Origin of the sequence: Methylonatrum kenyense, assembly GCF_023195885.1 — a bacterium.
In the GTDB taxonomy this organism is placed as follows: Bacteria; Pseudomonadota; Gammaproteobacteria; order Nitrococcales; family Aquisalimonadaceae; genus Methylonatrum; species Methylonatrum kenyense.
Genome location: NZ_JALPKO010000003.1, coordinates 1 through 25751, shown reverse-complemented (window position 1 = coordinate 25751; position 25751 = coordinate 1). Strand labels below are relative to the sequence as shown.

Genomic DNA, 25751 nt, shown 5'->3' with positions numbered 1-25751 from the left:
CAGCTCATGCCGGCGCCTCCACCCGGTCCAGCAGCATCGCATCGCCATAGCTGAAAAAGCGGTAGCGCTGTTCCACCGCGTGCCGGTAGGCCGCCAGCACGGCCTCGCGGCCGGAAAATGCGCTGACCAGCATCAGCAGGGTCGATTCCGGCAGATGGAAATTGGTCAGAAGCCGGTCCACCACCCGGAAGCGGTAGCCGGGCGTGATGAACAGACGGGTTTCCCCGGAATAGGGTTGCAGAACGCCGCCCGCCGCCGCGGTTTCCAGGCTGCGGACGCTGGTGGTGCCAACCGCGATCACGCGCCCGCCGCGTTCACGGCAGGCCGCCACCGCCTCGCAGGTCTCGACCGAGACCTGGGCGATTTCGGCGTGCATCACATGCTCCTCGATGCGCTCCACCCGCACCGGCTGAAATGTGCCGGCGCCCACATGCAGGGTTACCGCGGTGCGGGCGATACCCCGCTCGGCCAGCGCATCCAGCAGCGCCTGATCGAAATGCAGTCCGGCGGTGGGTGCCGCCACGGCGCCGGGTTCGCGGGCGAAAACGGTCTGGTAGCGTTCGCGATCGGCGGTGGTGTCGTCACGCTGGATATAGGGCGGCAGCGGCATATGGCCGTGTCGATCCAGCACCGACAGTACCGGCTCGGTGAACCGGACCTCGAACAGGGCTTCCTGTCGGCCAGTGACCTCGGCATTGACCTGCCCTTCCAGCAGCAACCATGTGCCGGCCGCCGGCGCCTTGCTGGCACGCAGATGGGCCAGCACGCAATGATCGTCCAGCACCCGTTCCACCAACAGTTCGATACGGCCACCGGTGTCCCGTTTCTCGCCATGCAGCCGCGCCGGGATCACGCGGGTGTCGTTGAACACCAGCAGGTCCCTGGGATCAAGCAAGGCCGGCAAGTCGCGAATCAGGCGGTCGGCGCAGGCACCGGTCGGGTCCAGGTGCAGCAAGCGGGCATCGCTGCGTCGGTCCAGGGGAGCCTGGGCGATCAGGTCCTCGGGCAGGTGGTAGCTGAAATCACTGCGTTGCATGACATCCTTGGCGCGGGCAGGCCACGTCCTTATACTCTGGGTCCCGTTGCCGGGATGGCGGAACTGGTAGACGCGCCGGACTCAAAATCCGGTTCCCGCGAGGGAGTGCGAGTTCGATTCTCGCTCCCGGCACCATCATTCCTTATCTTTGCCCTGCCGGCACCCCGTTTGCCGGCCGGCGGTCACTTCCTGCTTTTCACATGCTTCATCAGGCGCCGCTTGCGCTGGATCTGGCGCTGGCTGAGCGTGTTGACGCGGCCTGCGTAGGGGTTGTCGCTGGTACGGAACTCCAGCCGCACCGGCGTGCCCTCAAGCTGCAGCACCCGGCGGAAGGTATTCGCCAGATAGCGGCGGTAGTCCTTCGGCACCCGCTCCGCCTGATTGCCGTGAATGACAATGATCGGCGGATTACGGCCGCCCTGGTGGGCATAGCGCAGCTTGATTCGCCGTCCGCGCACCAGCGGCGGCGGATGGCTCTCAACGGCATCTTCCAGAATCTGGGTCAGGCGACCGGTGGACAGGTCGCGCATGCCGGAGTGGTAGGCCTGCTGCACCGCCTCGAACAGCAGCCCGACGCCGGAGCCGTGTAATGCGGAGATGAAATGGGTCTTGGCGAAATCCAGGAAGCCGAGCTTGGTGCCCAGCAGGCGTTTGGTGTTATCCCGTTCGTAGGGATCCATGCCGTCCCATTTGTTGACCGCCAGCACCAGCCCCCGGCCGGCGTCCATGATGTGGCCGACCAGATGCGCATCCTGCTCGGTGATCCCCTCCCGCGCATCCAGCACCATGATCACCACATTAGCCGCCTCGATCGCCTGCATGGTCTTGATGATGCTGAATTTCTCCACGGCTTCCTCGATCCGCGAACGGCGGCGCACGCCGGCGGTGTCGATCAGCGTGTAGCGTTGGCCGTCCTTCTCCAGCGGCACGAAGATGCTGTCGCGGGTGGTGCCCGGCATGTCGAACACGACCACCCGATCCTCGCCCAGAATGCGATTCACAAGCGTCGACTTGCCGACATTCGGCCGCCCGACGACCGCCACCCGAATCCCTCCCAGCGACGGATCAGGTGCGTCCTCAGGCTCACCGTCCGTCTCCGGCAGCCGGGCGAAGGCATCCTGCAACAGCGTTTCGACGCCGCGGCCGTTGGCGGCCGCAATGGCGTGGGCCGGGCCCAGGCCAAGGGAATGGAACTCGGCAGTCGCCAGCCGCTGATCAACGGCATCCACCTTGTTGACCGCCAGCAACACCGGTTTGCCGAGGCGCCGCAGACGGCTGGCGATGTCCTGGTCGGCCGCACTCAGTCCGTCACGCGCATCAACCAGAAAGACCACCAGGTCGGCCTCGCCGATGGCGGCGAGCACCTGCCGTTCCATGCCCACCTCGACGCCATCCGGATCGTCACCCAGGCCGCCGGTGTCGACCACCAGGTAGCGACGGTCGCCCACACGGCCACGCCCGTACTGCCGGTCGCGGGTCAGGCCGGGAAAATCGGCAACCAGGGCGTCACGGGTACGGGTGAGGTAATTGAACAGGGTGGACTTGCCCACATTGGGCCGCCCCACCAGGGCGATCACAGGCTGCATGGCGTCTGGACTCCGTCAGAGGACGCGATGATACGCGGCCGCGGCGCTGCAGGAAACTGACGCACATGGCATTGACTCCGGCCGGCCCCGTCCATCGCCTTGCAAGCCATACCGCATGCAGGCACCTTTGGTGGCTCGCTCAAGCACCGCCGCGGTCAAGGGCCCTGCCCGTCCCGCAGGCGCAGTGTCCAGAAACGAATGACAATCCGGTGGCAGCATGAAAAAGAAGGTGCGTAATCCCCTGGCGCAGCCAACCCAGGGCGAGGTTCAGCTGGCGATTCAGGCACTCAATGACGGCTACCCGGAACAGGCCGAAGTCGCGGCGCGACAACTGGCGAAAAAGTATCCGGCGGCGCTGATGCCACAGAACCTGCTCGGTGTCGCGCTGGAACGGCAGCAGCGTTTCGCCGAGGCCGCCAAGAGCTATCGCCGCGTTCTGGAAATCGATCCGAGCATCGCAGAGATCCATTTTAACCTTGGCGTGGTCATCGACCAGCAGGGCAAGCCGGACGAGGCGATCCGCCACTACCGCAAGGCGGTGCGCCTGAAGCCCGGGCTCGCGGTGGCACATGTCAACCTGGGGCTGGCGCTGCAAAATACCGGCAAGCAGACCGAGGCGGTCGACAGTTTCCGCCAGGCGCTGGCCCGGGAACCCCGCTTCGCCGAGGCCCACGCAGGCATCGGTACGGTGCTGCAGCAGCAGGGAGCATACGACGATGCCATCGGGCATTACCGCCAGGCGCTGGAGCTCAGTCCGGACGCGAAGATCTGGTTCAGCCTCGGCACCGCACAACGCAACCACGGCCTGCTGGATGATGCCGCCGAGAGTTTCCGCCAGGCCCTGGACCTGGATCCGCGCCACGCCGAGGCGCTGAGCAACCTGGGCGATGTGCTCTGGCACCAGGGCAAGGTGGACGAGGCGGCAACCCATTTCCGCCAGGCGCTGCAGATCGCACCGGACAACCGGCTCGCCAACTACAATCTGGGCGTATTCCTGTATGACAACGAGCGGCTGGAGGAGGCCATCCCGCACTTCCAGGCATCACGGATGAACGACTGGCGCGAACGTGCCCTGTACTGCCTGTACAAGAGCGAACGCTTCGATGAATTCCGCGCCGGACTGGGCGAGGCGCTGCAACACAACAGCCGCTCACCGCTGCTGGCGACTCTGTCCTCCCACCATGCGCTGAACTTCGGTGTCGAGGATCCCTGCCGCTTCTGCCCAGCACCGCTGGATTTCGTCTATCACGGTGCAATCCCGGAGCTGGCCGATCCGGACAATCCGCTGCTACAGGAGCTGCTGCAGGATATCCGGCATCGCGAAATCGCCGAGCGCGGCCAGAGCCGGCTGCACCACGGCACCCAGTCGGCAGGCAATCTGCTGCGCCGACCGGAGGCCTCGTTCCAGCAATTGGCCACCCTGCTGGAACGGACCATCCGCGAGTACTACGCAAAGCATGCGGATGCGGATTGCGAATTCATTCGCCAGTTCCCGGAGCAGATTGAGTTCGGCAGTTCCTGGTATGTGAAGATGCGTCAGGGCGGCTATCTGGATTCGCACATCCACGAGGACGGATGGATCAGCGGCTCGGTCTACCTGGCGATCCCGGAACGCTCGGCAAGCCCTGAGGAGGGCTGCATCGAACTGAGCATGCACGGCGACCGCTACCCGCAGAAACACGACGATTTCCCGACCAAGCTGATACCACTGCAGGTCGGCGACGTGTGCTTCTTCCCGTCCTCGGTCTTCCACCGGACCATCCCGTTCGAGGCCGACCAGGAACGCATCTGCATCGCCTTCGACGTCAAGCCGGCGCCGTTGAGCTGACGCCACGCCGGCCTTTCCTTTGGTCTCGGACCGGTGGTTTTCCGGCCGGATCGTGGCGGCGAGCTCCTCCGCCACGGGGCCAGGTGTTTTCTGATCGCGTCACCCCCAGTTCAGACGAAGCTGGGCCAGGCGCAGCCAGGTAGCGACAGTGGAAGTTTTTCGGGCATCCGGATTTAGTAGCGTATCCGATGTGTTACCAACACCTGCACACGTATCGTTCCATCCGAATTTTCTGGTTGGCAGAGACGACGGAGAAGCCTCAGGGCCGCTGCCGCTTCGCGTCCCGACGAGGATTTACGAAGGGCTGAAGCAACATGCGATCCAGCCGCAGGTCATGCGCTTCCCTGAAGTCCTCTATGCCGATCGTCATGCCGAGGTGTCCGGCGGCCGGTTGGTCCCGGTATGTACCGAACAGTCGGTCCCACCAAGGCAGATTGAAGCCGAAGTTGCTGTCAGTTTCCAAGCGGACAATGGAGTGGTGGACACGATGCATGTCGGGTGTCACCACGGCCAGGCGTAGCCAGCGATCAAGTCTGGCGGGAAGGCGGACATTGCCGTGGTTGAACATCGAGGTGGCGTTGAGCAACACCTCAAAGATCAGCACTGCCAGCGCCGGCGCCCCAAGCAGGGTCACAACGGCGAGCTTGATGCCCATCGAGATCAGGATTTCCAGGGGATGGAAACGCAGCCCCGTGGTGACATCGAATTCCAGGTCCGCATGGTGCATCCGATGCAACCGCCACAGCCAAGGAACGGCATGGAAGAGGCGGTGCTGGAAGTAGATGGCCACGTCCAGCATGACCACGGAGACGACCACGGCCAGCCAAATCGGGACAGAAACCAGGTTAAAAAGGCCCCAGCACTGCTCGGCGGCAACCAGGGCAGCCCCCACGGCGGCAAGCGGGAAGAACAGACGCACCGCCAAGGTATCGAGGACCACGATGGCCAGGTTGCTTGGCCAGCGCTGACGACGGTGAATCCTCTGGGACCGTCGCCTGGCAACGACCTCCCACAGTGCCATCGCCAGCAGAACGAAGGCGAAGGCACCCCCACGTATAAGCGGCTCATGAGCCAGGAGAGCATCGGACATGGCGGCGCCTCCTGTCATGCGATGGGAAGACCCGCCGCTTTCCACTCCGGATACCCTTCCTCGAAGCGTCGGACTCGATAGCCGAGTTGACGCAGGCGCTTTACGGCCTCGTGTGACAGGACGCAATACGGGCCACGGCAGTAAGCGACGATCTCCCTGTCGTGAGGCAGCTTGCACAGCATTTCCTCCAGCTGTGCCAGGGGGATATTGATCGCCTCGGGCAGGTGGCCGGCCTCGTACTCCTCTTCGGGACGCACATCCAGCAGTGCCACCTCGCCGCTGGCAAGCCCGGCCAGCAGCTCGTCCCGGCTGACTGCCTCCAGAACGCCATCGGCGTCATTCTCCGGGAATAGCCGACTGACCAGCCGCTCCATCTCGGCCAGGTTGGTTTCGGCCACCTGCCTGAGCAGGCCCAGCAGGTTGATGATCCGCCCATCGGTCAGGCGGTAGATCATCTGCTTGCCGGAACGCTGGGCAGTGACGAGCCCCGCCCGACGCAGGTGTTGGAGGTGCTGGGAGGCATTGCCGATGGTCAGGTCCGTGGTGTTGGCCAGGGTTTCGACCGGGGCGTCGCCCTGGGCCAGGCGCTCCAGCAACGCCAGTCGATGGCCGTTACCCAGAGCGCGGGCGACCTGGGCCAGCGTATCGAGAAGATCCTGTTGCGAGGTCATGAGGTCTCTCCGAGGAGCGTCAGCGGAACGCATGCCACTTGACAGCCGATAATCTCTTTATCAATTATTCTATAGTTTTATTGATTGTTAGCAAGGAGATGCCATGCAGACACTCATCATCATCAACGATCCCCCCTACGGTACGGAACGCCTGTACAACGGCCTGCGTCTGGCCCATGCGCTGCTGAAGCGCGAGGGAGAGGTCACCGTCTTCCTGATGGGGGATGCGGTGTCCGGTGCCAAGGCGGGACAGAAGACGCCGGACGGCTTCTACAACGCCGAGCGCATGGTCAGGCGCGTTATTACCAAGGGCCGCGTGCTGCTGTGTGGCACCTGTATGGATGCCCGCGGGCTTACCGATGAGGAGGTGGTGAAGGGCGCCGAGCGCAGCACTATGGATGCCTTGGCTGAAGCCACCAAGCAGGCCGACAAGGTGCTGGTGTTCTAGTCCCACCTGAGTCATAAGGAGCCTTCCACCATGCCAGCCCCTGTTTATCTGGATCATAACGCCCCCAACCCCGGTGGCGCCTGAGGTGGTCGAGGCGATGGCCATTGCGCTGCGTAATTGCTTCGGCAACCCTTCGTCTGGCGATTCGCCAGGGCGGCTATCTGGATTCACATATCCACGAGGATGGCTGGAGCAGCGGCTCGGTCTACCTGGCGATCCCGGAGCGCTCGGCAAGCCGCGAAGAGGGCTGCATGGAACTGAGCATGCACGGCGACCGCTATCCGCAGAAGCACGAGGACTTCCCCACCAAGCTGGCACCGCTGCAGGTCGGCGATGTGTGTTTCTTCCCGTCCTCGGTGTTCCACCGGACCATCCCGTTCCAGGCCGACCAGGAGCGGATCTGCATCGCCTTCGACGTCAAGCCGGCACCGCTGAACTGATCACCGGCACCTGAATAAGTGCCGGGTACCGGGTGACGCCGGGTGTCGGGTGCCAAGCCCCGTGCTGGGTGAGGACAAGTTTTTTCCGGACTGACGTACCTTCGTCCAACAGGTCCGGAAAAAACTTGTCCTCACCCAGCACTCAACGCAAGACTCGATGGCGTTCGTCGTCCCGATGGAGTCGGGCTCTGTGGCTCAAGTCCGGACGAGGGGACAGCATTAGCGGCGAGGCAGGGACAGTGGAAGATTTTGCTTGGCCCTGTTGGACCGAAGGTACGTCAGGCCAAGCAAAAACTTGCACTGGCCCAACCCTTTCGAAACCGACCAAGGGGGCACTCACGGAACGAGCTTGCTTGTCCTCACCCGGCACGGGCTTGAGAAAACCCCAATACCATCGCACCCGATTGACGTCCGCTTGTACTCAATCCGACATCGCGCTTTCCCGCCCACCCAGGGCGGCGGCGAGGAGTTGCTGGGTGTAGGGCTCGCGGGGTCGGTCGAAGATCGCGTCAGCTTCGCCCTGCTCCACCACCACGCCGTCGCGCATCACGATGATCTCGTGGGCCAGGGCGCGAACCACGGCGAGGTCGTGGCTGATGAACAGATAGGCCAGTTGGTGCCTGGCCTGCAGCTCGCGCAGCAGATTCACCAGCTGGGCCTGCACCGATCGGTCGAGCGCCGATGTCGGCTCGTCCAGCACGATCAGCTTCGGCTTCAGCACTAGCGCGCGGGCCACCGCCACACGCTGCCGCTGGCCGCCGGAGAGCTCGTGTGGGAAGCGGGCCATGACCGTCTCCGGCAGACCCACCTCGCGCAGTGCCTCGGCAATGAGCGCACGCCGTTCCGGCCCGCGCATCTCGCGGGCATGCACCTCCAGGCCCTCGGCAATCACCTGTTCCACCGACATTCGCGGACTGAGACTGCCGAAGGGGTCCTGAAACACTACCTGCATCTGCTTGCGCAATGGCCGCAACCGTGCCGGTGCCAGCCGACTGATGTCCTGGCCCATGAACACGATTCTGCCCCGGCTACCCTGCAGCCGCAGCAGTGCCAGCGCCAGCGTGGTCTTGCCGGAGCCACTCTCACCGACGACGCCGACGGTGCGCCCCGGTGCGACCCTGACCGAGACCCCGTCCACGGCCCGCACATGATCCTTGATGGTGCGGAAGAAGCCACCGCGGATCGGGAAATGTACCTTGATCTGCTCCGCATGCAGCACCGGTTCGCGATCGGCGGGTGCCGGGTGCGGCCGCCCCGAGGGTTCGGCATCGATCAGGCTGCGGGTGTAGGCATGCTGCGGCTGGCCGAGCACCTGCGTCGCCGGCCCCTGCTCGACGATCAGGCCGTCGCGCATCACCGCCACGTCATCGGCCAGGCGCCGTACCACGTTCAGGTCGTGGCTGATCAGCAGCACGCCCATGTGGAAGCGGTCGCGCAGATCACCGATCAGGTCGAGGATCTGGGCCTGCACCGTGACGTCCAACGCCGTCGTGGGTTCGTCGGCGATCAACAATTCGGGGTTGTTCGCCAGCGCCATCGCAATCATGACCCGCTGGCGCTGGCCACCGGAGAGCTCATGCGGATGGTTGCCCATGCGCCGCTCCGGCTCCGGCAGCCGCACCAGCTTGAGCAGTTCGAGGATGCGGTCACGGGCCCGGGCTCCGGTCAGGCGGCTGTGCAGCCGCAGGGTCTCGGCGATCTGCTTTTCGACGGTGTGCAGCGGGTTCAACGAGGTCATCGGCTCCTGGAACACGGTGCCGATGCGACCGCCTCGGCAGGCCCGGATGATCGGGCCGGGCGCGCCCAGCAACTCCTCGCCGCGAAAACGGATACTGCCACCGGGATGGTAGGCCCGCGGGTACGGCAACAACTGCAGCACCGACATGGCCGACACCGATTTGCCGGAGCCGCTTTCCCCCACCAGGGCCAGCGTGCGGCCCGGCTCCACCCGCCAGGAGACGCCCTTCACCGCCTCCACCTCACCCGCCTCGGTGCGGAAACGAACCTGCAGATCACGGACCTCCAGCAACCGCTCGCTCATCGCATCTGGCTCCCGAAGGTCTTGCGCGGGTCAAAGGCATCACGGATCGCCTCGCCGATGAAAATCAGCAGGGTCAGCATCACCGCCAGCACCATGAACACCGTGATTCCGAGCCAGGGTGCGTGCAGATTGGCCTTGGCCTGGGCCAGCAGTTCCCCCAGCGAGGCAGAGCCCGGGGGCAGCCCGAAGCCGAGGAAATCCAGCGCGGTCAGCGTGGTGATCGAGCCGCTGAGGATGAACGGCACGAAGGTGAGCGTCGCCACCATGGCGTTTGGCAGCACGTGACGGAACATGATGGTGCGGTCCGGCACACCCAGGGCCCGGGCCGCCCGCACGTAGTCGAAGTTGCGCACCTTCAGAAACTCGGCGCGGACCACGGCCACCAGTTGTGTCCAGGCGAACAGCAGCATGATCAGTAGCAGCCAGGCAAAGCTGGGCTCGACGAAGCTGGCCATGATGATCAACAGGTACAGCACCGGCAGGCCGTTCCAGATCTCGATGAAACGCTGGAACAGCAGATCCAGCCAACCGCCGAAATACCCCTGAACTGCCCCGGCCAGCACGCCGATGATGGAACTGGCAATGGTCAGGGCAAGCCCGAACAGCACCGAGATGCGAAAGCCGTAGATCAGCCGCGCCAGCACGTCCCGGGCCTGGTCGTCGGTACCCAGCCAGTGTTCCGCCGAGGGCGGCGCCGGCGCCGGGACCTCGAGGTCGTAGTTCACGGTGCGGTAGTTGTAGCGGATCAACGGCCAGAGCATCCAGCCGTCCTCCTCGATCAGTTCCTGGACGAACGGGTCGAGGTAGTCGGTCCGGGTCGGGAAATCGCCGCCGAAGGTGGTTTCCGGATAGTCCTGCACGATCGGGAAATACCAGCCGCCGTCAAAATGCACCAGGATCGGCCGATCGTTGGCCAGGATGTCGGCGAACAGGGTCAGCGTGAACAACACCAGGAAGATCCACAGCGACCACCAGCCACGACGATTGGCGCGAAACTGCTGCAGCCGGCGACGGTTCATCGGGCTGAGTTGCATACCTCAGCCCTCCCGCTTCTCGAAATCGATGCGTGGATCGATCAGCACGTACATCAAGTCACCGATCAGGTTCAGGAACAGGCCCAGCACGGTGAACACGAACAGCGTGCCGAAAACCACCGGATAGTCGCGGTTGATCACCGCCTCGAAGCCAAGCAGACCGAGGCCGTCCAGCGAGAAGATCACCTCGATCAGCAATGCGCCGGTGAACAGGATGCCGAGGAAGGCTGCGGGGAAGCCGGCAATGACCACCAGCATGGCGTTGCGGAATACGTGGCCGTAGAGCACGGTGCGTTCGCTGGCGCCCTTGGCGCGGGCCGTCATCACGTACTGCTTGTTGATCTCCTCGAGGAAGGAATTCTTGGTCAGCATGGTCAGGCCGGCGAAACCACCGATCACCAGCGAGAACACCGGCAGCGCAATGTGCCAGAAGTAATCGACGATGCGCATGGGCCAGGACAGTTCCTCCCAGTTTTCCGAGACCAGCCCGCGCAGCGGGAACAGGTCGAAGAAACTGCCACCGGCGAACAGCACGATCAGCAGGATCGCGAACAGGAAACTCGGTATCGCGTAGCCGACGAAGACCACCGCAGAGGTCCAGAAATCGAAGCGACTGCCGTCCTGCACCGCCTTGCGGATGCCCAGCGGTATCGAGATCAGATAGACCAGCAGCGTGGTCCACAGGCCCAGTGAGATGGACACCGGCAGCTTGTCGCCGATCAGCTGCATGACGCTGCGGCTCTGATAGAAGCTCTCGCCGAAATCGAGCCGCAGGTAGTTCCACAGCATCATGCCGAAACGTTCATGGGCGGGCCGGTCAAAGCCGTACATCCGCTCCAGTTCCTCGATCAGGTCCGGCGGCAGACCCCGCGCGCCCCGCGTGGTGTCATCTCCCCGTGCCTCGAGAAAACGGGCCGCCTCGCCGGTGTCGCCGGCGGCCGTACCGGTAAAGCGGGCCGTGCTGTCCACCGCCTGGCCCTGTAACTGGGCAATAGCCCGGTCCACCGGACCGCCTGGCGCCACCTGCACGATGGCGAAATTGATCAGCATGATTCCGAGCAGGGTCGGAATCATCAGCAGCAGGCGACGCAGTATGTAGTTGTACATGGGCGATGAACCGGGCGGCTGACGGTGCGCCGGTCAGTCCGTGTCCTTCTTCCACCAGGTGTCAAAGCCGAGCGAAAAGTCGGGCGAGATCTCCGGGCGCTCAAACTTGTCCCAGTAGACCAGCCGGAAGCTGCGCAGGTACCAGTGCGGGATCACGTAGTGCCCGTGCAGCAGCACCCGGTCCAGCGCGCGTGTGGCCGCCACCAGTTCATCGCGGTCGGCGGCGTAGATCACCCGGTCGATCAGGCTGTCGACAGCCTCGTCGCAGATGCCGGCATAGTTGCGGCTGCCACCGGTTTCGGCCGCGGCACAGCTCCAGTAGCTGCGCTGCTCGTTGCCCGGCGACATCGACTGGCCGATCTGCTGCACCGTCATGTCGAAATCGAACTCGTCCATCCGGTTCTGGTACTGCGAGCTGTCAACGGTTCGCACGTTGGCGTCGATGCCGAGCCGCTCCAGATTGTTGGTGAACGGCAAAGTGACGCGCTCGAACGACGGGTTGTCCAGCAATACGGTGAGTCGCATCACTTCACCGGTTTCGGTGTGAGTGAGGCCGTCGTCGCCGACCTCCCAGCCGGCCTCGCCCAGCAGTTCCAGTGCCCGCCGCAGATTGGCACGCATGCCACCACGGCCCTCGGTCGTGGGCGGTTCGTAGACCGTGTCGAATACCGCCTCCGACAACTGCTCGCGATAATTCTCGAGGATCTCCAGCTCGCGGCCTTCCGGCAGTCCTTCGGAGGCCAGTTCCGAATTCGAGAAGAAGCTCTTGGTGCGGGCGTAGGAATCGTTGAACAGGGTCCGATTGGTCCACTCGAAATCGAAGGCATAGCCCAGCGCCTTGCGAACACGCGGATCGGCGAACTTGTCCTTACGGGTATTGAAGAAGAAGGCCTGCATGCCGGTGGGGATCTCGTGGTCGATCTCCTCCATGATGATGCGGCCGTCACGCACGGCAGGGATGTCGTACTGGGTCGCCCAGTTACGGGCGATGTTCTCCTGCCGAAGGTCGTACTCGCCAGCCTTGAAGGCCTCAACCGCCACCGTGGCGTCACGGTAGTAATCGAAGCGCAGGCGGTCGAAATTGAAGCGGCCGCGGTTTACCGGCAGATCGGCGGCCCAGTAGTCCTCGACCCGCTCGTAGACAATCGCACGCCCGGTATCCACCCGCGAAACACGATAGGGTCCGCTGCCAAGCGGCGGTTCGGTGGTGGTACGGGTGAAATCGCGGTCCTCCCAGTAATGCTTCGGCAGCACCGGCATCTGGCCGACAATCAATGGCAGTTCGGCATTTTCGGTGCTGGTGAAATGGAATTTCACCGCCCGCTCACCGACCTTCTCTGCCCGCTCCACCTCGCTGTAATACATGCGGAACTGCGGATGACCGTCGCTTTGCAGCGTGTCGAAGGTCCAGATCACATCCTCGACGGTGATCGGCTCGCCATCGTGAAATCGTGCTTCCTCGCGCAGGGTGAAGCGGACCCAGCTGGAGTCATCCGCGACCTCGATGGTCTCCGCGATCAGACCGTAGCTGGAAAACGGTTCATCGGCCGACTGCACGGTGAGTGTATCGAACACGTCACTCATGCCTGACGGTGACGTGCCGCGCAGGATGTACGGGTTCAGGTTATCGAAAGTACCCAGCGCCGACAGCCGCACGCTGCCACCCTTGGGCGCATCCGGGTTGACGTAGTCAAAATGGGTGAAGTCGGGACCGTATTTGAGGTCACCGTGGAGGGAAAGACCGTGATCGGCGGCAGTGACGGACAGTGGTGCGAGCAGACCGGCGACCAGGGCCAGGTCGCGCGTTGCGCGGGACAAAAGCATGCAGACGTCTCCTTCCCCATGATTCCGCGACAGCAGAGGCCCACGTCGCGGTGGCCCTCCCTGCCCCGATAACAGCGCCGGTCGGCCGCATGGCGAGACAGAATACGCTATAGTCCGCGCCATTCTGTCCGGGCATTTCGGAATCCGGCCGCCGTCGAGTGACAGGGGCTTAGACGGGCAAAAGTGCCTCAGGTTTCACAACGGCAGCACGGGGTATGCTTTTCTGCGTCGATTCAGCCCGTTATCGTCGACCCGAGAGCCGGCAGTCATGAACCCCAACGACCAGGGAGAACGCAAGGGATGGGATTTCTCGCGAACAAGAAGGTACTGGTTACCGGTGTTGCCGGTAACCGCTCCATCGCCTGGGGCACTGCCCAGGCCATGCATCGCGAAGGCGCCGAACTGGCCTTCACCTACGTCGGTGACAAGCTCAAGCCGCGGGTCGAGAAACTCGCCGCCGAACTCGGCTCCGAGCTGGTGCTGCCACTGGACGTGGCCCGGGACGAGGATTTTGATGCCCTGGCGGCCTCGCTCGAACAGCACTGGGGCCGGGTGGACGTGGTGATTCACTCCATCGCCTTCGCCGGGCAGGAAGAGCTCAAGGGTTCGTTTGTCGACAACACCTCGCGCGAGGGCTTCCGAACCGCGCACGACATCAGCAGCTACAGCTTCGTCGCCCTGGCCAGGGCACTGCGCCCGCTGATGCGGGAGGAAAGCGCCCTGCTGACCATGACCTACCTGGGCGCCGAGCGCGCTTTGCCGTCCTACAACGTGATGGGCCTCGCCAAGGCAAGCCTGGAGGCCGGGGTCCGCTACATGGCCTACGACCTGGGTCCCTCAGGCATCCGCGTCAACGGCCTGTCCGCGGGCCCGATCAAGACTCTGGCCGCCGCCGGCATCGGCAGTTTCCGCAAGATGCTCGATTACAACGCCCGTTCGGCGCCGCTGAAACGGAATGTCACCATCGACGAGGTCGGAAACGTTGCCGCCTTCCTCTGCTCCGACCTGGCGCGGGGTATTACCGGCGAGGTAGTCCACGTGGATGGTGGTTTCCACATCGTCGGCCTGCCCGGGCTGGATAGCGGAGAAGCCGCGGACTGAGAATCCGCCTGTCCGAAAAAAAGCCCGGCCATTGACCGGGCTTTTTTAGATGCGAGCCTTTCAGACGACGCAAACCATCCTGCCCGCGCCGCCTTGCCGGCAGGCCTACAACCTGTCTTCGAAGATCTCGATATCCGCCTCGGCGCGCAGGCTGCGTACCAGCCCGAGCAATGCGTCATCACCATAGGCCATCCGCAGCTGATCCTTCAGGCGATCCCGGTCTTCGGCGTCCAGATCCTCGGTTTCGCCGTCGCGCACGGCGCGGACCATCACCACGGCCAGGTCACCACCGCCCATCTCCGCGAGACCGGTGCGAACCTCACCCTCCACCGGGCGTTCCAGCGTGAACGCGGCTTCCAGCACACTCCAGGGCGCACCGCTGTCACGGTCCACGAAACCCGGCGCATCCAGGCGCACCACGTCATACTCGTCCGCCAGGCTTTCCGGATCCTCCCCGTCCTGCAAGCGCTGCCGCAGCGAATCAGCCAGTTCCCGTGCCTCGTCCATCGCCGCGCGGCGTTTAAGCTGTTCGCGGATCTCGCCTTCGACTTCCTCGAAGGCCAGTTGCTCCGGCGGTTCGTGTTCGTCGATTCGCACCACGATATAGTGGCCATCGTCGATTTCCAGCAGTTCACTGTTCTGCCGCGCCTCCAGCACATCGTCGGAGAAAGCGGCTTCGACCACCGCACTATGCGCACCGATACCGTCCTCGGCGCCGTCACGGGTAACCCAGTCGCTCGTGCGCAACTCCAGGCCCAGTTCCTCGGCCGCCGGTTCCAGCGAATCCGGCCAGTCAAAGATGAGTTCATCAAGCAGCGACGACTGTTCGAAGAACAGGTTACCGACCCGCTCCTCGGCCAGTTCTCGCGCCAACGTATCGCGCACCTCGTCGAAATCCCGCGTTTCACCGCCACGAATGGCAGTGACTTCGATCAGGTGGAAGCCGAAGGGCGTGCGGACCAGGTCGCTCAACTCACCCTCATCGAGCTCGAACGCCACCGCATCGAAGTCCTCATGCAGATCGCCGGCTTCCAGTTCACCGAGGTCCCCGCCCTGGCCAGCGGTCCCACTGTCCTCGGAGTATTCCTCGGCCAGTTCGGCGAACGATTCGCCATCCGCGATGCGCTGCCGGATCCCTTCCAGGCGCTCGCGTGCCCCTTCCACGGTATCGCTGTCGGCATCGGCATCAACGTTCAACAGGATATGCCGCACCTCGCGGGTCTCGGTTTCGGTGAAGCGGGTGTCGCGGAACTGCTCGTAGCGTGCACGAACCTCCTCCTCGTCCACTTCCACGTCCGTCAGCAACTGGTCCTCGCGCAACTCCAGGTAGCCGAGCCGGACCCGCTCATCCGACAAATAGTTGTCCTGATTCGCCTCGTAATGACCGCGAACCGCATCATCATCAATTTCCACACCCTCCAGCAGCCGCTCGCCGGAAATCCGCAGGTAGGCAAGATCGCGCTCCTGGTTCTGCAACGCCAGCAGGCGATCCAGCTCCTGATCCGGCACCAGGGCCGTATCGCTGATGGCACCCCGCAGCTGGTCCATCAACACGCCGCGGCGCACCTGGCGCTCATACTGACTGCTGCTCAGGCGGTTGGCCTGCAGCAACTGCTGGTAGCGTTCCGAGGAAAAACGTCCATTCTCGTGAAAGACCTCCTGGCTGCGAATGACCACTGCCAGATCCCCATCGCTGAGGCGAAGCTTGTGCTTGTCGATAAATTCGGCGAGCAGGCGTTCCTCGATCACCCGGTCCAATGCATCCCGGCGTAGCTCCTCCTCGCTGAACAGTGAGGGATCGAAGCGATCACCGAGCATTTCCTCGAGCTCCGCGCGCTGCTGCCGGTAGACACGATTCACTTCATCCGGGCTGATGTCCGTGCCATCCACGGTCGCAACCGCTCGCGGGCTGCCGGCCGGCTCCATGTAATTGGCCAGACCGAAGGCGGCGAAGGCCGCGGCGATCAGAATGATGACTACCCAGGCGACGATCCCCTTGGCGCGTTCTCTGATGGCAAGCAGCATGGCGTGTCCTGTCTCCTGCTACCCCGGCACGCTTCAGGCTGTGACGTGGGCGCAAAGCAATGATGAAAGTTGTCCGGAGAGCCCCAAGTGGGGCCTACCGCGGTAAAGCGCAACAGTTTAAGGAAACACTGATTTATTCGCACGCGCGAGCTGGAAGCTCGCTTTCGGCGGTCAGGAAACACTGGGCTTCCCGTCCTGTTTGACCCGGACTGGCAGTCCCGGTTTCCGAAAACAAAAAAGGCGCCCTGCTGGGCGCCTTCTTCATGTCTGGCGGAGCGGACGGGACTCGAACCCGCGACCCCCGGCGTGACAGGCCGGTATTCTAACCAACTGAACTACCGCTCCGTAATGCGTTGCTGGTGGGTGGTGAGGGGATCGAACCCCCGACATTCGCCTTGTAAGGGCGACGCTCTACCAGCTGAGCTAACCACCCTGCCCCTGCTGAGCGGGCGCTAGTTTACTGCATCCTTGAGCGCCTTGCCAGCCTTGAAACCGGGCACCTTGCTGGCCGGAATCTTGATGGTTTCCCCGGTTCGCGGATTGCGGCCGGAGCGAGCGGCGCGCTCGCGAACGGTAAAGGTACCGAAACCCACCAGACTGACGGTGTCGTTCTCCTTCAGGGCGCCGGTGATGGATTCGAGCACCGCGTCAACCGCACGGGTGGCGGAGGCTTTCGACAGATCAGCGGACTGTGCCACGGCTTCGATCAGTTCCGATTTATTCATCCTGTATTCCCCTTGGTGTTGTTCTGAAAGGACAACGACTGCGGTTCCGTTGTCGACGACTCGACCAATGTACAAACTTTGGTTGCGCGCGGAAAGGAGGTTTTGCCCATTCTGTGGGATCCGCCGCATTTTCCAGGGTGACTGACCGCGTGGCGTCCCTTGATCCTCAGGGACGTCGGCAAGCACGGACCTGCCCCGTCTGAATGTAAACAACCGGTGGTACGCCTTTTAGCGTAACCACCGGTCCCGGCGTTATACCAAGCGCTCAGAAACAGTGTCAATGCGCCCGCACGCCGCCCTGCTTCTTGCCACGGCGCCCTTCCCGCTTCTTGTCGGTCTCGGGCGTCGTGCCATCGTCCGCTTTCTCCGGCAGCGGAGTCGGCGTCCGCAACAGCGCAAGCTCAAGCACCTGATCGATCCAGCGCACGGGATGGATATCGAGCTTGCCGGTAATGTTATCCGGTATCTCGGTGAGATCCTTCCGGTTTTCCTCCGGAATGATCACGGTGCGAATGCCACCGCGCTGGGCGGCCAGCAGCTTCTCCTTGAGTCCACCAATCGGCAGGACCTCACCGCGCAGCGTGATCTCCCCGGTCATCGCCACCGTTGACTTGACCGGAATCCCGGTCAGCGCAGAGACCAGCGCCGTGCACATGCCGATACCGGCACTCGGTCCGTCTTTTGGGATCGCGCCCTCCGGCACGTGGACGTGCACGTCGTTCTGGTGATAGAAATCCGGATCGATCCCCAGCAGCCGTGCCCGGCTGCGAACCACGGTCATGGCTGCCTGGATCGACTCCTTCATCACGTCGCCGAGCTGACCGGTCTGGGTCGAACGCCCCTTGCCCGGCACCACCGCCGACTCGATGTTCAGCAGTTCGCCGCCGACTTCGGTCCAGGCCAGCCCCGTGACGTGGCCGATCTGATCCTTCTCTTCGGCGATACCGTAGCGAAAGCGGCGCACACCCAGGTACTGGTCCAGGTTCTGCGCGGTGACCTTGAGTTTCTTCGCCCGCTTGCTGGTCACCAGTTCCTTGACCACCTTGCGCGAGATCTTGGCCAGTTCGCGCTCCAGGTTGCGGACCCCGGCTTCGCGGGTGTAGTAGCGCACGATATCGCGCACTGCACCTTCACTGATGTCCAGTTCGCCGTCGCGAATCCCGTTCGCCTTGAGCTGCTTCGGGATCAGGTAGCGCTGGGCGATATTGAGCTTTTCATCCTCGGTATAACCCGGCAGGCGGATGACCTCCATACGATCCAGCAACGGCGCGGGAATGTTCAGGGTATTGGCGGTGCACACGAACATCACGTGGGACAGATCAATGTCCACTTCCAGGTAATGGTCGTTGAAGCTGGCGTTCTGCTCCGGGTCGAGGACTTCCAGCAGCGCCGATGCCGGATCGCCCCGGAAATCCATCGCCATCTTGTCCACTTCATCCAGCAGGAACAGGGGATTGCGTGCAGCGGCCTTGGCCATGTTCTGCACGATCTTGCCCGGCAGCGAACCGATGTAGGTCCGGCGATGGCCCCGGATTTCGGCCTCGTCGCGCACACCGCCCAGCGACATGCGCACGAACTTCCGGTTGGTCGCCTTGGCGATGGACTGTCCCAGCGAGGTCTTGCCGACACCCGGCGGACCGACCAGGCACAGGATCGGGCCTTTCAGCTTGCGCACCCGCTGCTGCACGGCCAGGTATTCGACGATCCGCTCCTTGACCTTCTCCAGGCCATAATGGTCCGCATCGAGCACGCTCTGGGCCTTGTCCAGGTCGTGCCGGACCCGGGTCCGCTTCTTCCAGGGGACCGAGGTCAGCCATTCGATGTAGTTGCGGACCACGGTGGCTTCGGCCGACATCGGCTGCATCATGCGCAGCTTGTTCAGCTCGTTGCGGGCCTTGGTATGCACTTCCTTGGGCATGCCCGCGTCCTCGATCTTCTGCTCGAGTTCCTCGGTCTCGTTGGGCACATCCTCCAGGTCGCCCAGTTCCTTCTGGATCGCCTTGGCCTGTTCGTTCAGGTAATACTCGCGCTGGCTCTTCTCCATCTGCTGCTTGACGCGGCCGCGAATCCGCTTCTCGATCTGCAGGATATCGATTTCGCCCTCAATCAGGCCCAGCAGGTGCTCGAGCCGGTCGCGTACGTCCTCGATCTCGAGGATCTTCTGCTTGCCCTCGATCTTCAGCGCCATGTGCGCCGCGATGGTATCGGCCAGGCGGCCCGGATCATCAATGCCGGCCAGCGAGGACAGGATCTCCGGCGGCACCTTCTTGTTCAGCTTGACGTACTGGTCGAACTGGTTCACCACCGATCGGGCCAGCACCTCGACTTCGCGGTCGGCGCTGTAGTCGCGTTCGTTCGGCACCACCACGCTGGCGGTGAAGTAGTCGCCCTCCTGGTGCATGCTCAGCAGGCGCCCGCGGTGCAGGCCTTCGACCAGCACTTTCACCGTACCGTCGGGCAGCTTCAGCATCTGCAGGATGGTCGCCACCGTGCCCTGATCATAGAGATCATCCTCGGCCGGATCGTCTACCTCGGCGCTTTTCTGGGCCACCAGCAGGATTTTCTTGTCGTCCTCCATCGCCGCTTCCAGCGCCTTGATCGACTTGTCGCGACCGACAAACAGCGGGATCACCATGTGCGGGTAGACGACGACATCGCGCAGCGGCAGCACTGGCGCATGGTGCATCGATTCCTGAAGGACGTCGGACGACTCTTCGTTCCGGGACATGGAGTAGCTTCCTCATTTGACTGCGATTGCGGTCGGAGCCGCGTCTGAGGGGTGATATGCGGTCGGCCTTGTGACCTTTCAATACGCGGGCGGGCTGGATTTGGAGCCGGGGCGGAGCGACCCGACGGCAAACCCGGCCGCCGGATCACTCCGTTGCGTTCAGTCGGAGGCAGCCTTGCTCTGCTCCGGACCGTCGTAGATCAGGTAGGGAGCGGATTCACCGCGGATCACCGCGTCATCGACGACGGCCTTGCTGACGTTCTCCATCGACGGGATCTCGTACATGGTGTCGAGCAGCACATTCTCGATGATCGTGCGCAAGCCGCGAGCGCCAGTCTTCCGCTCCATCGCCTTCTGGGCGACGGCGCGCAACGCATCCTCGCGAAACTCGAGCTCACAGCCCTCCATCGAAAACAACTTGGCGTACTGCTTGGTCACCGCATTCTTCGGCTGGGTCAGGATCTCGACCAGCGCATCCTCGTCCAGTTCGTTGAGGGTAGCCACCACTGGCAGACGGCCGACGAACTCGGGGATCAGGCCGTATTTGATCAGGTCCTCCGGTTCCACCCCCTGCAGGGTCTCGCCGAAACTCTTGCGCTGTTCCTCGCCCTTGACCTGGGCAGAAAAGCCGATACCGCCTTTCTCGGAGCGTTCCTGAATCACCCGGTCCAGGCCGGCGAAGGCCCCGCCAACGATGAACAGGATGCCCGCGGTATTCACCTGCAGGAACTCCTGCTGCGGGTGCTTGCGGCCACCCTGCGGTGGAACCGAGGCAATCGTGCCTTCGATCAGCTTGAGCAGTGCCTGCTGCACGCCTTCGCCGGACACATCGCGGGTAATGCTCGGGTTGTCCGCCTTGCGCGAGATCTTGTCGATTTCATCGATGTAGACAATGCCGGTCTGCGCCTTCTCGACGTCGTAATCACACTTCTGCAGCAACTTCTGAATGATGTTCTCGACATCCTCGCCCACATAACCCGCTTCGGTCAGCGTGGTGGCATCGGCAATGGTGAACGGCACATCGAGCAGGCGCGCCAACGTCTCGGCCAGCAGCGTCTTGCCGGAACCGGTGGGCCCGATCAGCAGGATATTGCTTTTCGCAAGCTCGACATCGTCCTTGCCCTGGCTGGCCTCGAGCCGCTTGTAATGGTTGTAGACCGCAACCGACAACACCTTCTTGGCGTGATCCTGACCGATCACGTATTCGCCCAGGACACGATGGATTTCCTGTGGCTTCGGCAGCTTGGTGTTCCCGGTGCCGCCCTTTTCCTGCATTTCCTCACGAATGATGTCGTTGCACAGCTCGACACACTCGTCGCAAACAAAGACGGACGGGCCGGCGATCAGCTTGCGAACCTCATGCTGACTCTTGCCACAAAAGGAGCAATAGAGGAGCTTTCCACTGTCGTCGCCTCTGGACTTGTCTCTGTCGCTCATGACCGATCCTCGGTTGTTTCCGGAGCCTTGCAATGGCGGCGCGGAGCCACCCACTGTCATTCAAACCTTGCCTGCATTTACCGGGGCACGCAAGGAATTGGTCGACGTTCCGGAACACGCGTCATCGCGCTTTCGGGACACTCCGGATATCAGACAAGCGGCACGGCTGACCGTTCGGTCGAACTGCATATGCCCGCCCGGTCCGACCGGCGGAAGCATGTCGCAGGGCCGGGCGCAAGCGGCCCGGCCGGGGCGCCGGAGATCCCCTCAGCTTGCTGCCATCGAGGCGCGGTCCTGGAGTACGGAATCGACCAGGCCGTAGTCGACCGCGGCCTCGGGGCTGAGGAAATTGTCACGGTCGGTGTCCTGCTGGACCTTCTCCAGCTCCTGGCCGGTATGGTGAGACAGGATTCGGTTCAGCCGATCGCGGATCGAGAGGATTTCCCGCGCATGGATATCGATGTCCGTGGCCTGCCCCTGGTAGCCGCCCAGTGGCTGGTGAATCATCATCCGCGAGTTGGGCAGGCAGTAGCGCTTGCCGGCGGCACCGCCCGCCAGCAACAGCGCGCCCATGCTCGCCGCCTGGCCGAGACAAACGGTGCTGACATCCGGACGGATGAACTGCATGGTGTCATAAATGGCCATGCCTGCGGTCACCGAGCCACCCGGCGAGTTGATGTAGAGGTTGATGTCCTTGTCCGGGTTCTCGGACTCCAGGAACAGCAGCTGGGCGACCAGCAGGTTCGCCATGTGGTCCTCCACCGGACCAACCAGGAACACCACCCGCTCCTTCAGCAGGCGCGAGAAAATGTCGTAGGCACGTTCGCCGCGGGAGGTCTGCTCGACCACCATGGGCACCAGGTTGGCGAACACTGCGTTGGGATCCTGGCCGTCGCTGCTCTGACTCATTACTTGTCGTCCTCGCTGCCTGCTTCGTCGGTGGCGGCATCGCTGTCCGGCCGCCTGGACGGATTGAGAAGGTCCTCAAGCTCCATGGAGACATCGGTGATCTTGGCCTGTTCCACGGCCCAGTCCACCACCTGATCTTCCAGCACGTTGATCTCCAGCGCCTGCATCAGTTGCCGATTCTGGGTGTATTGCTTGATCACCTCTTCCGGCTTTTCGTAACCGGACGCCATTTCCCGCAGGCGCTGGCTCAGCCGCTCGTGATCCAGGCGGATATCGTTGTCGGCGATCAGCCGGTTCATTATCAGCCCCAGGGTCACGCGGCGCCGTGCCTGTCCCTCGAAGATCTCGGCCGGCAGGTCACGGTCATCTGCAGCGCCTGTCTGCTGCTGCAGACGCTGCTTCATCTGCTGCTGCAGCGCCTCGATTTCACTGTCGACCAGCGCCTTCGGCAGCGTCAGCTCATTCGACTGCACCAGGTGTTCCGTGACCTGTTCCTTGAGTCGTGCCTGGGTCGCCCGTGCCGATTCGCTCTCCAGATTCTTCTGGATCAGGTCACGCAGGCCCTGCAGGCCTCCTTCCTGAACGCCGATCGCGGCCGCCAGTTCATCATTGAGTTCCGGCGGGCGCGGTTCCCGCACTTCCTTGACCCGCGTCTTGAACACCGCGGTCTTGCCGGCAATCTCCTGGGTCGGGAAATCCTCGCCGAAGCTGTATTCGATGTCCTTCTCGTCGCCCGCCTTGAGTCCCTTCAGCGCATTCTCGAACTCCGGCGGCATGGTGCCGGAACCGATGGTCACCGGCTGGTCCTCGCCGCTGCTGCCCGGGAAGTCCTCGCCGTCGACGGCGCCCTCGAAGTCGACGATCACGCGGTCACCCTCGTCGGCCGCGCGCTCCACCGGCTCGTATTCGGCCCGTTGCTTGCGCAGGTCCTCCAGCACCCGGTCGACGTCTGCCGCGGTAACCTCGGCCAGCGGGCGTTCCAGGGTCATGCTGTCGATGCCCTGCACCTCGATATCCGGCATGACCTCGAAAACCGCCTCGTACTGCAGGTCGCCTTCCACCAGCCCCTGCTTGACCTCGACCTGCGGCGCGCCCGCCGGATTCAGCGCCTGTTCCTGCAAGGCCTCGCCATAGGTCTGCTGCACGACCTCCGACAGCACCTCGTTGCGAACCTGGCCACCGTAGCGCTTCTCGACGACCTTCAGCGGTACCTTGCCCGGCCGGAAACCATCCAGCCGCACCGTGCGGGCGAGGTTCTGCAATCGACTGCGCACCTCGTCGTCAAGCCGGGCAGCCGGCACCTGGACGCTCATTCGGCGCTCCAGGCCTTCAGTGGTCTCAACGGTCACTTGCATCTGAACATCCTCTTCATGTCATCGTCCGGCCACCTGCGGCGGTATCGACCGAAATCCGGTGTTGGTGCGAAAGGAGAGACTCGAACTCTCACGGGGGATTACCCCACTGGAACCTAAATCCAGCGCGTCTACCAGTTCCGCCACTTTCGCCTGTCCTGGCCCTCGACGCCGGCACCGCGTGGTGACGCAAGACCGGCTCCCAGAAACGAAAATGGCCTACGGACATCGCCCGTAAGCCAGTCATTGGTGACGCTGCCGGTCTCGTCTCGGACATTGCCTCCAGCATGTCTGCGAAGCGGCACCAAGCGCGCCTGCCCGCCCATGCGGATCGAAACTGGTGGGCCGTCAGGGACTCGAACCCCGAACCTACTGATTAAGAGTCAGCTGCTCTACCAATTGAGCTAACGGCCCGGCACGGGCGCAATACACCCGTTAAGGAAACACTGATAATTCGGTGTTTCCCTAAAAACTGGGGTGGACGATGGGACTCGAACCCACGACGACTGGAATCACAATCCAGGGCTCTACCAACTGAGCTACGCCCACCATTGAACCTGCTTTATCGCCTGCAACGGGCATCCGGATCTGGCACGCCCGGCAGGACTCGAACCTGCAACCGTCGGCTTAGAAGGCCGATGCTCTATCCGGTTGAGCTACGGGCGCATGATACGCTTTCGAATCAGGGCGCCACAAATCGCTTTGGTCGGGGTGGAGGGATTCGAACCCCCGACATCCAGCTCCCAAAGCTGGCGCGCTACCAGGCTGCGCTACACCCCGTTGCCGCCTGCGTGCTTAATCCGCTGGCCCCGCGACGGAAGCGCAATATTACGCAGCGCACCCGCAGCCGTCAATCTGGCTGGCCGGCACCAGGATCAATGGGAAAACCGGTCAGAAACAGGCACCTAACTACGGCAAGCGGCTTGTCGACCCCGGAAACCCATGCGACACTCCGGCGGCTTTCGGTAGAGGAGTTCCCCATGGCAGCACGTTTACTTGATGGCAAGGCCTGCGCACGGCAGGTCCAGGAGGACCTTGCCAGCGCCGTTCGGGCACGACGCGAGGCCGGTGGCCGGGCGCCGGGGCTGGCGGTCATCCTGGTTGGCGACAATCCGGCCTCGTCGATCTACGTGCGCAAGAAGCGGCAAACCTGCGAGGCGATCGGCTATCTCTCCACCGGCCACGACCTGCCCGCCAACGTGCCGCAGGCGGAACTGCTCGCACTGATCGAAACCCTGAATGCCGATGCCGCGGTGGATGGCATCCTGGTGCAGTTGCCGTTGCCGGACCAAATCGACGCCCAGGCGGTCATTAACGCCATTCACCCGGACAAGGACGTGGACGGGTTCCACCCGGTCAACATGGGCCGACTGGCGCTGAAACTCCCGGGTCTCCGGCCCTGCACGCCCCACGGCATCATGACGCTGTTGCAACGGGCCGAGATTCCGCTGGCTGGCCTGCACGCGGTGATCATCGGCCAGTCGAATATCGTCGGCCGGCCGATGGCCCTGGAACTGCTGAATGCACGCTGCACGGTCAGCATTTGCCACAGCCGCACGCAGGACCTGCCGGCCATGTTGCGGCAGGCGGACCTGGTGGTGGCGGCGGTGGGTAAACCGCGTTTCGTCCAGGCGGACTGGATCAAGCCCGGCGCCATCGTGATCGATGTCGGCATCAACCGGCTCAACGATGGCAAGCTTTGCGGCGATGTCGACTTCGAGCCGGTGGCCGAAAAGGCGGCCTGGATTACGCCGGTACCCGGCGGGGTCGGCCCGATGACCGTTGCGACGCTGCTGGGGAATACGCTACGCGCCGCCGAGCAACGGGATTCCGCAATCGGCGGCTGAGGCGTCATACTGCCGGAGGGCCCTGTGGAGGACGCCGTCATGCCAAGCAATTCGCACAGCGAGCGGCGTCGGTTTTCGCGCGCCGACTTCCACGGAAGCGCAGAACTGGACTGGCAGGGCCAGCGATTCCTGGTACAACTACTGGACCTGTCCCTGAAGGGCGCACTGCTGGAGCCGCCGGCCGACTGGCAGGGAAATACCGGCGACGCCGGCCGCCTGCATCTGCGGCTGGGCGAACCCGCGCAGATCGACATGGAAGTGGAACTGGCGCATCGGCACGCCGACCGGGCCGGCTTCCACTGTCGCCGCATCGACATCGACAGCCTGGGGCATCTGAGACGCCTGCTGGAGCTCAACCTTCAGGACCCGAATCTGACCGAGCGCGAACTGCAGCAACTGCTGGACGACTGGGTCGGCAACTAGGGAAACACTGATTTATTCCCGCGTCTGCGCCCGAGACCGGTTTTGGTCATCTGGCAAGGCGCGGTGCCGGTTCGGTAGCCGTAGCTACCGGGCCGGTGG

The 25751-nt window shown here is 63.4% G+C and carries 20 protein-coding genes and 8 tRNA genes; 7 read left to right on the top strand and 21 right to left on the bottom strand.

Going from position 1 to position 25751, the window contains the following annotated elements; genetic code table 11:
• Positions 1-4: 4 nt before the first annotated feature.
• Positions 5-1036, bottom strand: a complete 1032-nt coding sequence (queA, locus tag M0534_RS04195; protein ID WP_248567166.1) for a tRNA preQ1(34) S-adenosylmethionine ribosyltransferase-isomerase QueA — start codon at positions 1034-1036, stop codon at positions 5-7.
• A gap of 48 nt (positions 1037-1084) precedes the next feature.
• Here queA and M0534_RS04190 point away from each other — a divergent pair.
• Positions 1085-1171 (top strand) — tRNA-Leu (locus M0534_RS04190).
• A gap of 47 nt (positions 1172-1218) precedes the next feature.
• Here the strand turns inward: M0534_RS04190 and der are convergent.
• The gene (gene der, locus M0534_RS04185) at positions 1219-2622 is read right to left on the bottom strand and encodes a ribosome biogenesis GTPase Der (RefSeq protein WP_248567165.1); all 1404 of its coding nucleotides are present in this window, start codon (positions 2620-2622) and stop codon (positions 1219-1221) included.
• A gap of 217 nt (positions 2623-2839) precedes the next feature.
• Here der and M0534_RS04180 point away from each other — a divergent pair, with 217 nt between their 5' ends.
• Positions 2840-4450 carry a tetratricopeptide repeat protein gene (locus tag M0534_RS04180; protein WP_248567164.1) on the top strand — a complete coding sequence of 537 codons (1611 nt, stop codon included), beginning with the start codon at positions 2840-2842 and terminating at the stop codon, positions 4448-4450.
• A 259-nt stretch (positions 4451-4709) separates the two neighbouring features.
• On the opposite strand, the gene M0534_RS04175 is transcribed toward M0534_RS04180, so the two are convergent.
• Positions 4710-5540, bottom strand: a complete 831-nt coding sequence (locus tag M0534_RS04175) for a sterol desaturase family protein (RefSeq protein ID WP_248567163.1) — start codon at positions 5538-5540, stop codon at positions 4710-4712.
• Positions 5541-5554: 14 nt separating this feature from the next.
• Positions 5555-6211: an ArsR/SmtB family transcription factor gene (locus M0534_RS04170; protein WP_248567162.1), complete on the bottom strand. Its 657-nt coding sequence runs from the start codon at positions 6209-6211 to the stop codon at positions 5555-5557.
• Between the two features lie 103 nt (positions 6212-6314).
• On the opposite strand from M0534_RS04170, the gene M0534_RS04165 reads away from it, so the two are divergent.
• On the top strand, positions 6315-6659 hold the full coding sequence (locus M0534_RS04165) for a DsrE/DsrF/TusD sulfur relay family protein (protein WP_248567161.1): 345 nt from the start codon (positions 6315-6317) through the stop codon (positions 6657-6659).
• Positions 6660-6763: 104 nt separating this feature from the next.
• Complete coding sequence (locus M0534_RS04160; RefSeq protein WP_248567160.1) at positions 6764-7099, top strand: putative 2OG-Fe(II) oxygenase; 336 nt, start codon at positions 6764-6766, stop codon at positions 7097-7099.
• A 421-nt stretch (positions 7100-7520) separates the two neighbouring features.
• Here the strand turns inward: M0534_RS04160 and M0534_RS04155 are convergent, their stop codons facing one another.
• Genes M0534_RS04155 through M0534_RS04140 form a run of 4 tightly spaced genes read right to left on the bottom strand, consistent with a single transcriptional unit; the run spans position 7521 to position 13105 of the window.
• Positions 7521-9140, bottom strand: a complete 1620-nt coding sequence (locus tag M0534_RS04155; RefSeq protein ID WP_248567159.1) for an ABC transporter ATP-binding protein — start codon at positions 9138-9140, stop codon at positions 7521-7523.
• Complete coding sequence (locus M0534_RS04150; protein WP_248567158.1) at positions 9137-10174, bottom strand: ABC transporter permease; 1038 nt, start codon at positions 10172-10174, stop codon at positions 9137-9139. Before M0534_RS04150 ends, M0534_RS04155 begins: the two co-directional genes overlap by 4 nt.
• A 3-nt stretch (positions 10175-10177) precedes the next feature.
• Complete coding sequence (locus M0534_RS04145; RefSeq protein ID WP_248567157.1) at positions 10178-11281, bottom strand: microcin C ABC transporter permease YejB; 1104 nt, start codon at positions 11279-11281, stop codon at positions 10178-10180.
• A 33-nt stretch (positions 11282-11314) separates the two neighbouring features.
• Positions 11315-13105, bottom strand: a complete 1791-nt coding sequence (locus M0534_RS04140; protein WP_248567156.1) for an extracellular solute-binding protein — start codon at positions 13103-13105, stop codon at positions 11315-11317.
• Between the two features lie 300 nt (positions 13106-13405).
• Between M0534_RS04140 and M0534_RS04135 the strand changes: the two genes are divergently transcribed.
• Positions 13406-14206, top strand: coding sequence for an enoyl-ACP reductase FabI (locus M0534_RS04135; protein WP_248567155.1), 801 nt, complete (start codon positions 13406-13408; stop codon positions 14204-14206).
• A gap of 105 nt (positions 14207-14311) precedes the next feature.
• Here the strand turns inward: M0534_RS04135 and M0534_RS04130 are convergent, their stop codons facing one another.
• The 13 genes from M0534_RS04130 to M0534_RS04070 form a co-directional block, all read right to left on the bottom strand.
• Positions 14312-16231 carry a SurA N-terminal domain-containing protein gene (locus M0534_RS04130; protein WP_248567154.1) on the bottom strand — a complete coding sequence of 640 codons (1920 nt, stop codon included), beginning with the start codon at positions 16229-16231 and terminating at the stop codon, positions 14312-14314.
• A gap of 268 nt (positions 16232-16499) precedes the next feature.
• A tRNA-Asp gene (locus M0534_RS04125) sits at positions 16500-16576 on the bottom strand.
• A gap of 12 nt (positions 16577-16588) precedes the next feature.
• Positions 16589-16664, bottom strand: a tRNA-Val gene (locus tag M0534_RS04120).
• A 19-nt stretch (positions 16665-16683) separates the two neighbouring features.
• Positions 16684-16956, bottom strand: a complete 273-nt coding sequence (locus M0534_RS04115) for an HU family DNA-binding protein (RefSeq protein WP_248567153.1) — start codon at positions 16954-16956, stop codon at positions 16684-16686.
• 277 nt (positions 16957-17233) lie between these two features.
• Positions 17234-19684 (bottom strand): endopeptidase La, encoded by a 2451-nt coding sequence (gene lon / locus M0534_RS04110; RefSeq protein ID WP_248567152.1) that lies wholly within the window; start codon positions 19682-19684, stop codon positions 17234-17236.
• A 159-nt stretch (positions 19685-19843) separates the two neighbouring features.
• Positions 19844-21121, bottom strand: coding sequence for an ATP-dependent Clp protease ATP-binding subunit ClpX (gene clpX / locus M0534_RS04105; RefSeq protein ID WP_248567151.1), 1278 nt, complete (start codon positions 21119-21121; stop codon positions 19844-19846).
• 267 nt (positions 21122-21388) lie between these two features.
• Positions 21389-22030, bottom strand: coding sequence for an ATP-dependent Clp endopeptidase proteolytic subunit ClpP (gene clpP, locus M0534_RS04100; protein WP_282571288.1), 642 nt, complete (start codon positions 22028-22030; stop codon positions 21389-21391).
• Positions 22030-23385 (bottom strand): trigger factor, encoded by a 1356-nt coding sequence (gene tig / locus M0534_RS04095; protein WP_248567150.1) that lies wholly within the window; start codon positions 23383-23385, stop codon positions 22030-22032. The genes clpP and tig overlap by 1 nt, the downstream gene beginning before the upstream one ends.
• A gap of 62 nt (positions 23386-23447) precedes the next feature.
• Positions 23448-23535 (bottom strand) — tRNA-Leu (locus tag M0534_RS04090).
• A gap of 185 nt (positions 23536-23720) precedes the next feature.
• Positions 23721-23796, bottom strand: a tRNA-Lys gene (locus M0534_RS04085).
• A 59-nt stretch (positions 23797-23855) separates the two neighbouring features.
• Positions 23856-23931, bottom strand: a tRNA-His gene (locus tag M0534_RS04080).
• 40 nt (positions 23932-23971) lie between these two features.
• Positions 23972-24048, bottom strand: a tRNA-Arg gene (locus tag M0534_RS04075).
• Positions 24049-24085: 37 nt separating this feature from the next.
• Positions 24086-24162, bottom strand: a tRNA-Pro gene (locus M0534_RS04070).
• A gap of 200 nt (positions 24163-24362) precedes the next feature.
• Between M0534_RS04070 and folD the strand changes: the two genes are divergently transcribed.
• Together folD and M0534_RS04060 are read left to right on the top strand one after the other, a co-directional pair.
• Positions 24363-25229, top strand: coding sequence for a bifunctional methylenetetrahydrofolate dehydrogenase/methenyltetrahydrofolate cyclohydrolase FolD (gene folD, locus M0534_RS04065; RefSeq protein ID WP_248567149.1), 867 nt, complete (start codon positions 24363-24365; stop codon positions 25227-25229).
• 39 nt (positions 25230-25268) lie between these two features.
• Complete coding sequence (locus tag M0534_RS04060; protein WP_248567148.1) at positions 25269-25652, top strand: PilZ domain-containing protein; 384 nt, start codon at positions 25269-25271, stop codon at positions 25650-25652.
• The last annotated feature ends 99 nt before the right edge of the window (positions 25653-25751 follow it).

Excerpts from the sequence above, each read along its gene's own strand:
- queA (WP_248567166.1), bottom strand. The coding sequence starts at position 1,036 with ATGCAACGCAGTGATTTCAGCTACCACCTGCCCGAGGACCTGATCGCC.
- der (WP_248567165.1), bottom strand. The coding sequence starts at position 2,622 with ATGCAGCCTGTGATCGCCCTGGTGGGGCGGCCCAATGTGGGCAAGTCC.
- M0534_RS04180 (WP_248567164.1), top strand. The coding sequence starts at position 2,840 with ATGAAAAAGAAGGTGCGTAATCCCCTGGCGCAGCCAACCCAGGGCGAG.
- M0534_RS04175 (WP_248567163.1), bottom strand. The coding sequence starts at position 5,540 with ATGTCCGATGCTCTCCTGGCTCATGAGCCGCTTATACGTGGGGGTGCC.
- M0534_RS04170 (WP_248567162.1), bottom strand. The coding sequence starts at position 6,211 with ATGACCTCGCAACAGGATCTTCTCGATACGCTGGCCCAGGTCGCCCGC.
- M0534_RS04165 (WP_248567161.1), top strand. The coding sequence starts at position 6,315 with ATGCAGACACTCATCATCATCAACGATCCCCCCTACGGTACGGAACGC.
- M0534_RS04155 (WP_248567159.1), bottom strand. The coding sequence starts at position 9,140 with ATGAGCGAGCGGTTGCTGGAGGTCCGTGATCTGCAGGTTCGTTTCCGC.
- M0534_RS04150 (WP_248567158.1), bottom strand. The coding sequence starts at position 10,174 with ATGCAACTCAGCCCGATGAACCGTCGCCGGCTGCAGCAGTTTCGCGCC.
- M0534_RS04145 (WP_248567157.1), bottom strand. The coding sequence starts at position 11,281 with ATGTACAACTACATACTGCGTCGCCTGCTGCTGATGATTCCGACCCTG.
- M0534_RS04140 (WP_248567156.1), bottom strand. The coding sequence starts at position 13,105 with ATGCTTTTGTCCCGCGCAACGCGCGACCTGGCCCTGGTCGCCGGTCTG.
- M0534_RS04135 (WP_248567155.1), top strand. The coding sequence starts at position 13,406 with ATGGGATTTCTCGCGAACAAGAAGGTACTGGTTACCGGTGTTGCCGGT.
- M0534_RS04130 (WP_248567154.1), bottom strand. The coding sequence starts at position 16,231 with ATGCTGCTTGCCATCAGAGAACGCGCCAAGGGGATCGTCGCCTGGGTA.
- M0534_RS04115 (WP_248567153.1), bottom strand. The coding sequence starts at position 16,956 with ATGAATAAATCGGAACTGATCGAAGCCGTGGCACAGTCCGCTGATCTG.
- lon (WP_248567152.1), bottom strand. The coding sequence starts at position 19,684 with ATGTCCCGGAACGAAGAGTCGTCCGACGTCCTTCAGGAATCGATGCAC.
- clpX (WP_248567151.1), bottom strand. The coding sequence starts at position 21,121 with ATGAGCGACAGAGACAAGTCCAGAGGCGACGACAGTGGAAAGCTCCTC.
- clpP (WP_282571288.1), bottom strand. The coding sequence starts at position 22,030 with ATGAGTCAGAGCAGCGACGGCCAGGATCCCAACGCAGTGTTCGCCAAC.
- tig (WP_248567150.1), bottom strand. The coding sequence starts at position 23,385 with ATGCAAGTGACCGTTGAGACCACTGAAGGCCTGGAGCGCCGAATGAGC.
- folD (WP_248567149.1), top strand. The coding sequence starts at position 24,363 with ATGGCAGCACGTTTACTTGATGGCAAGGCCTGCGCACGGCAGGTCCAG.
- M0534_RS04060 (WP_248567148.1), top strand. The coding sequence starts at position 25,269 with ATGCCAAGCAATTCGCACAGCGAGCGGCGTCGGTTTTCGCGCGCCGAC.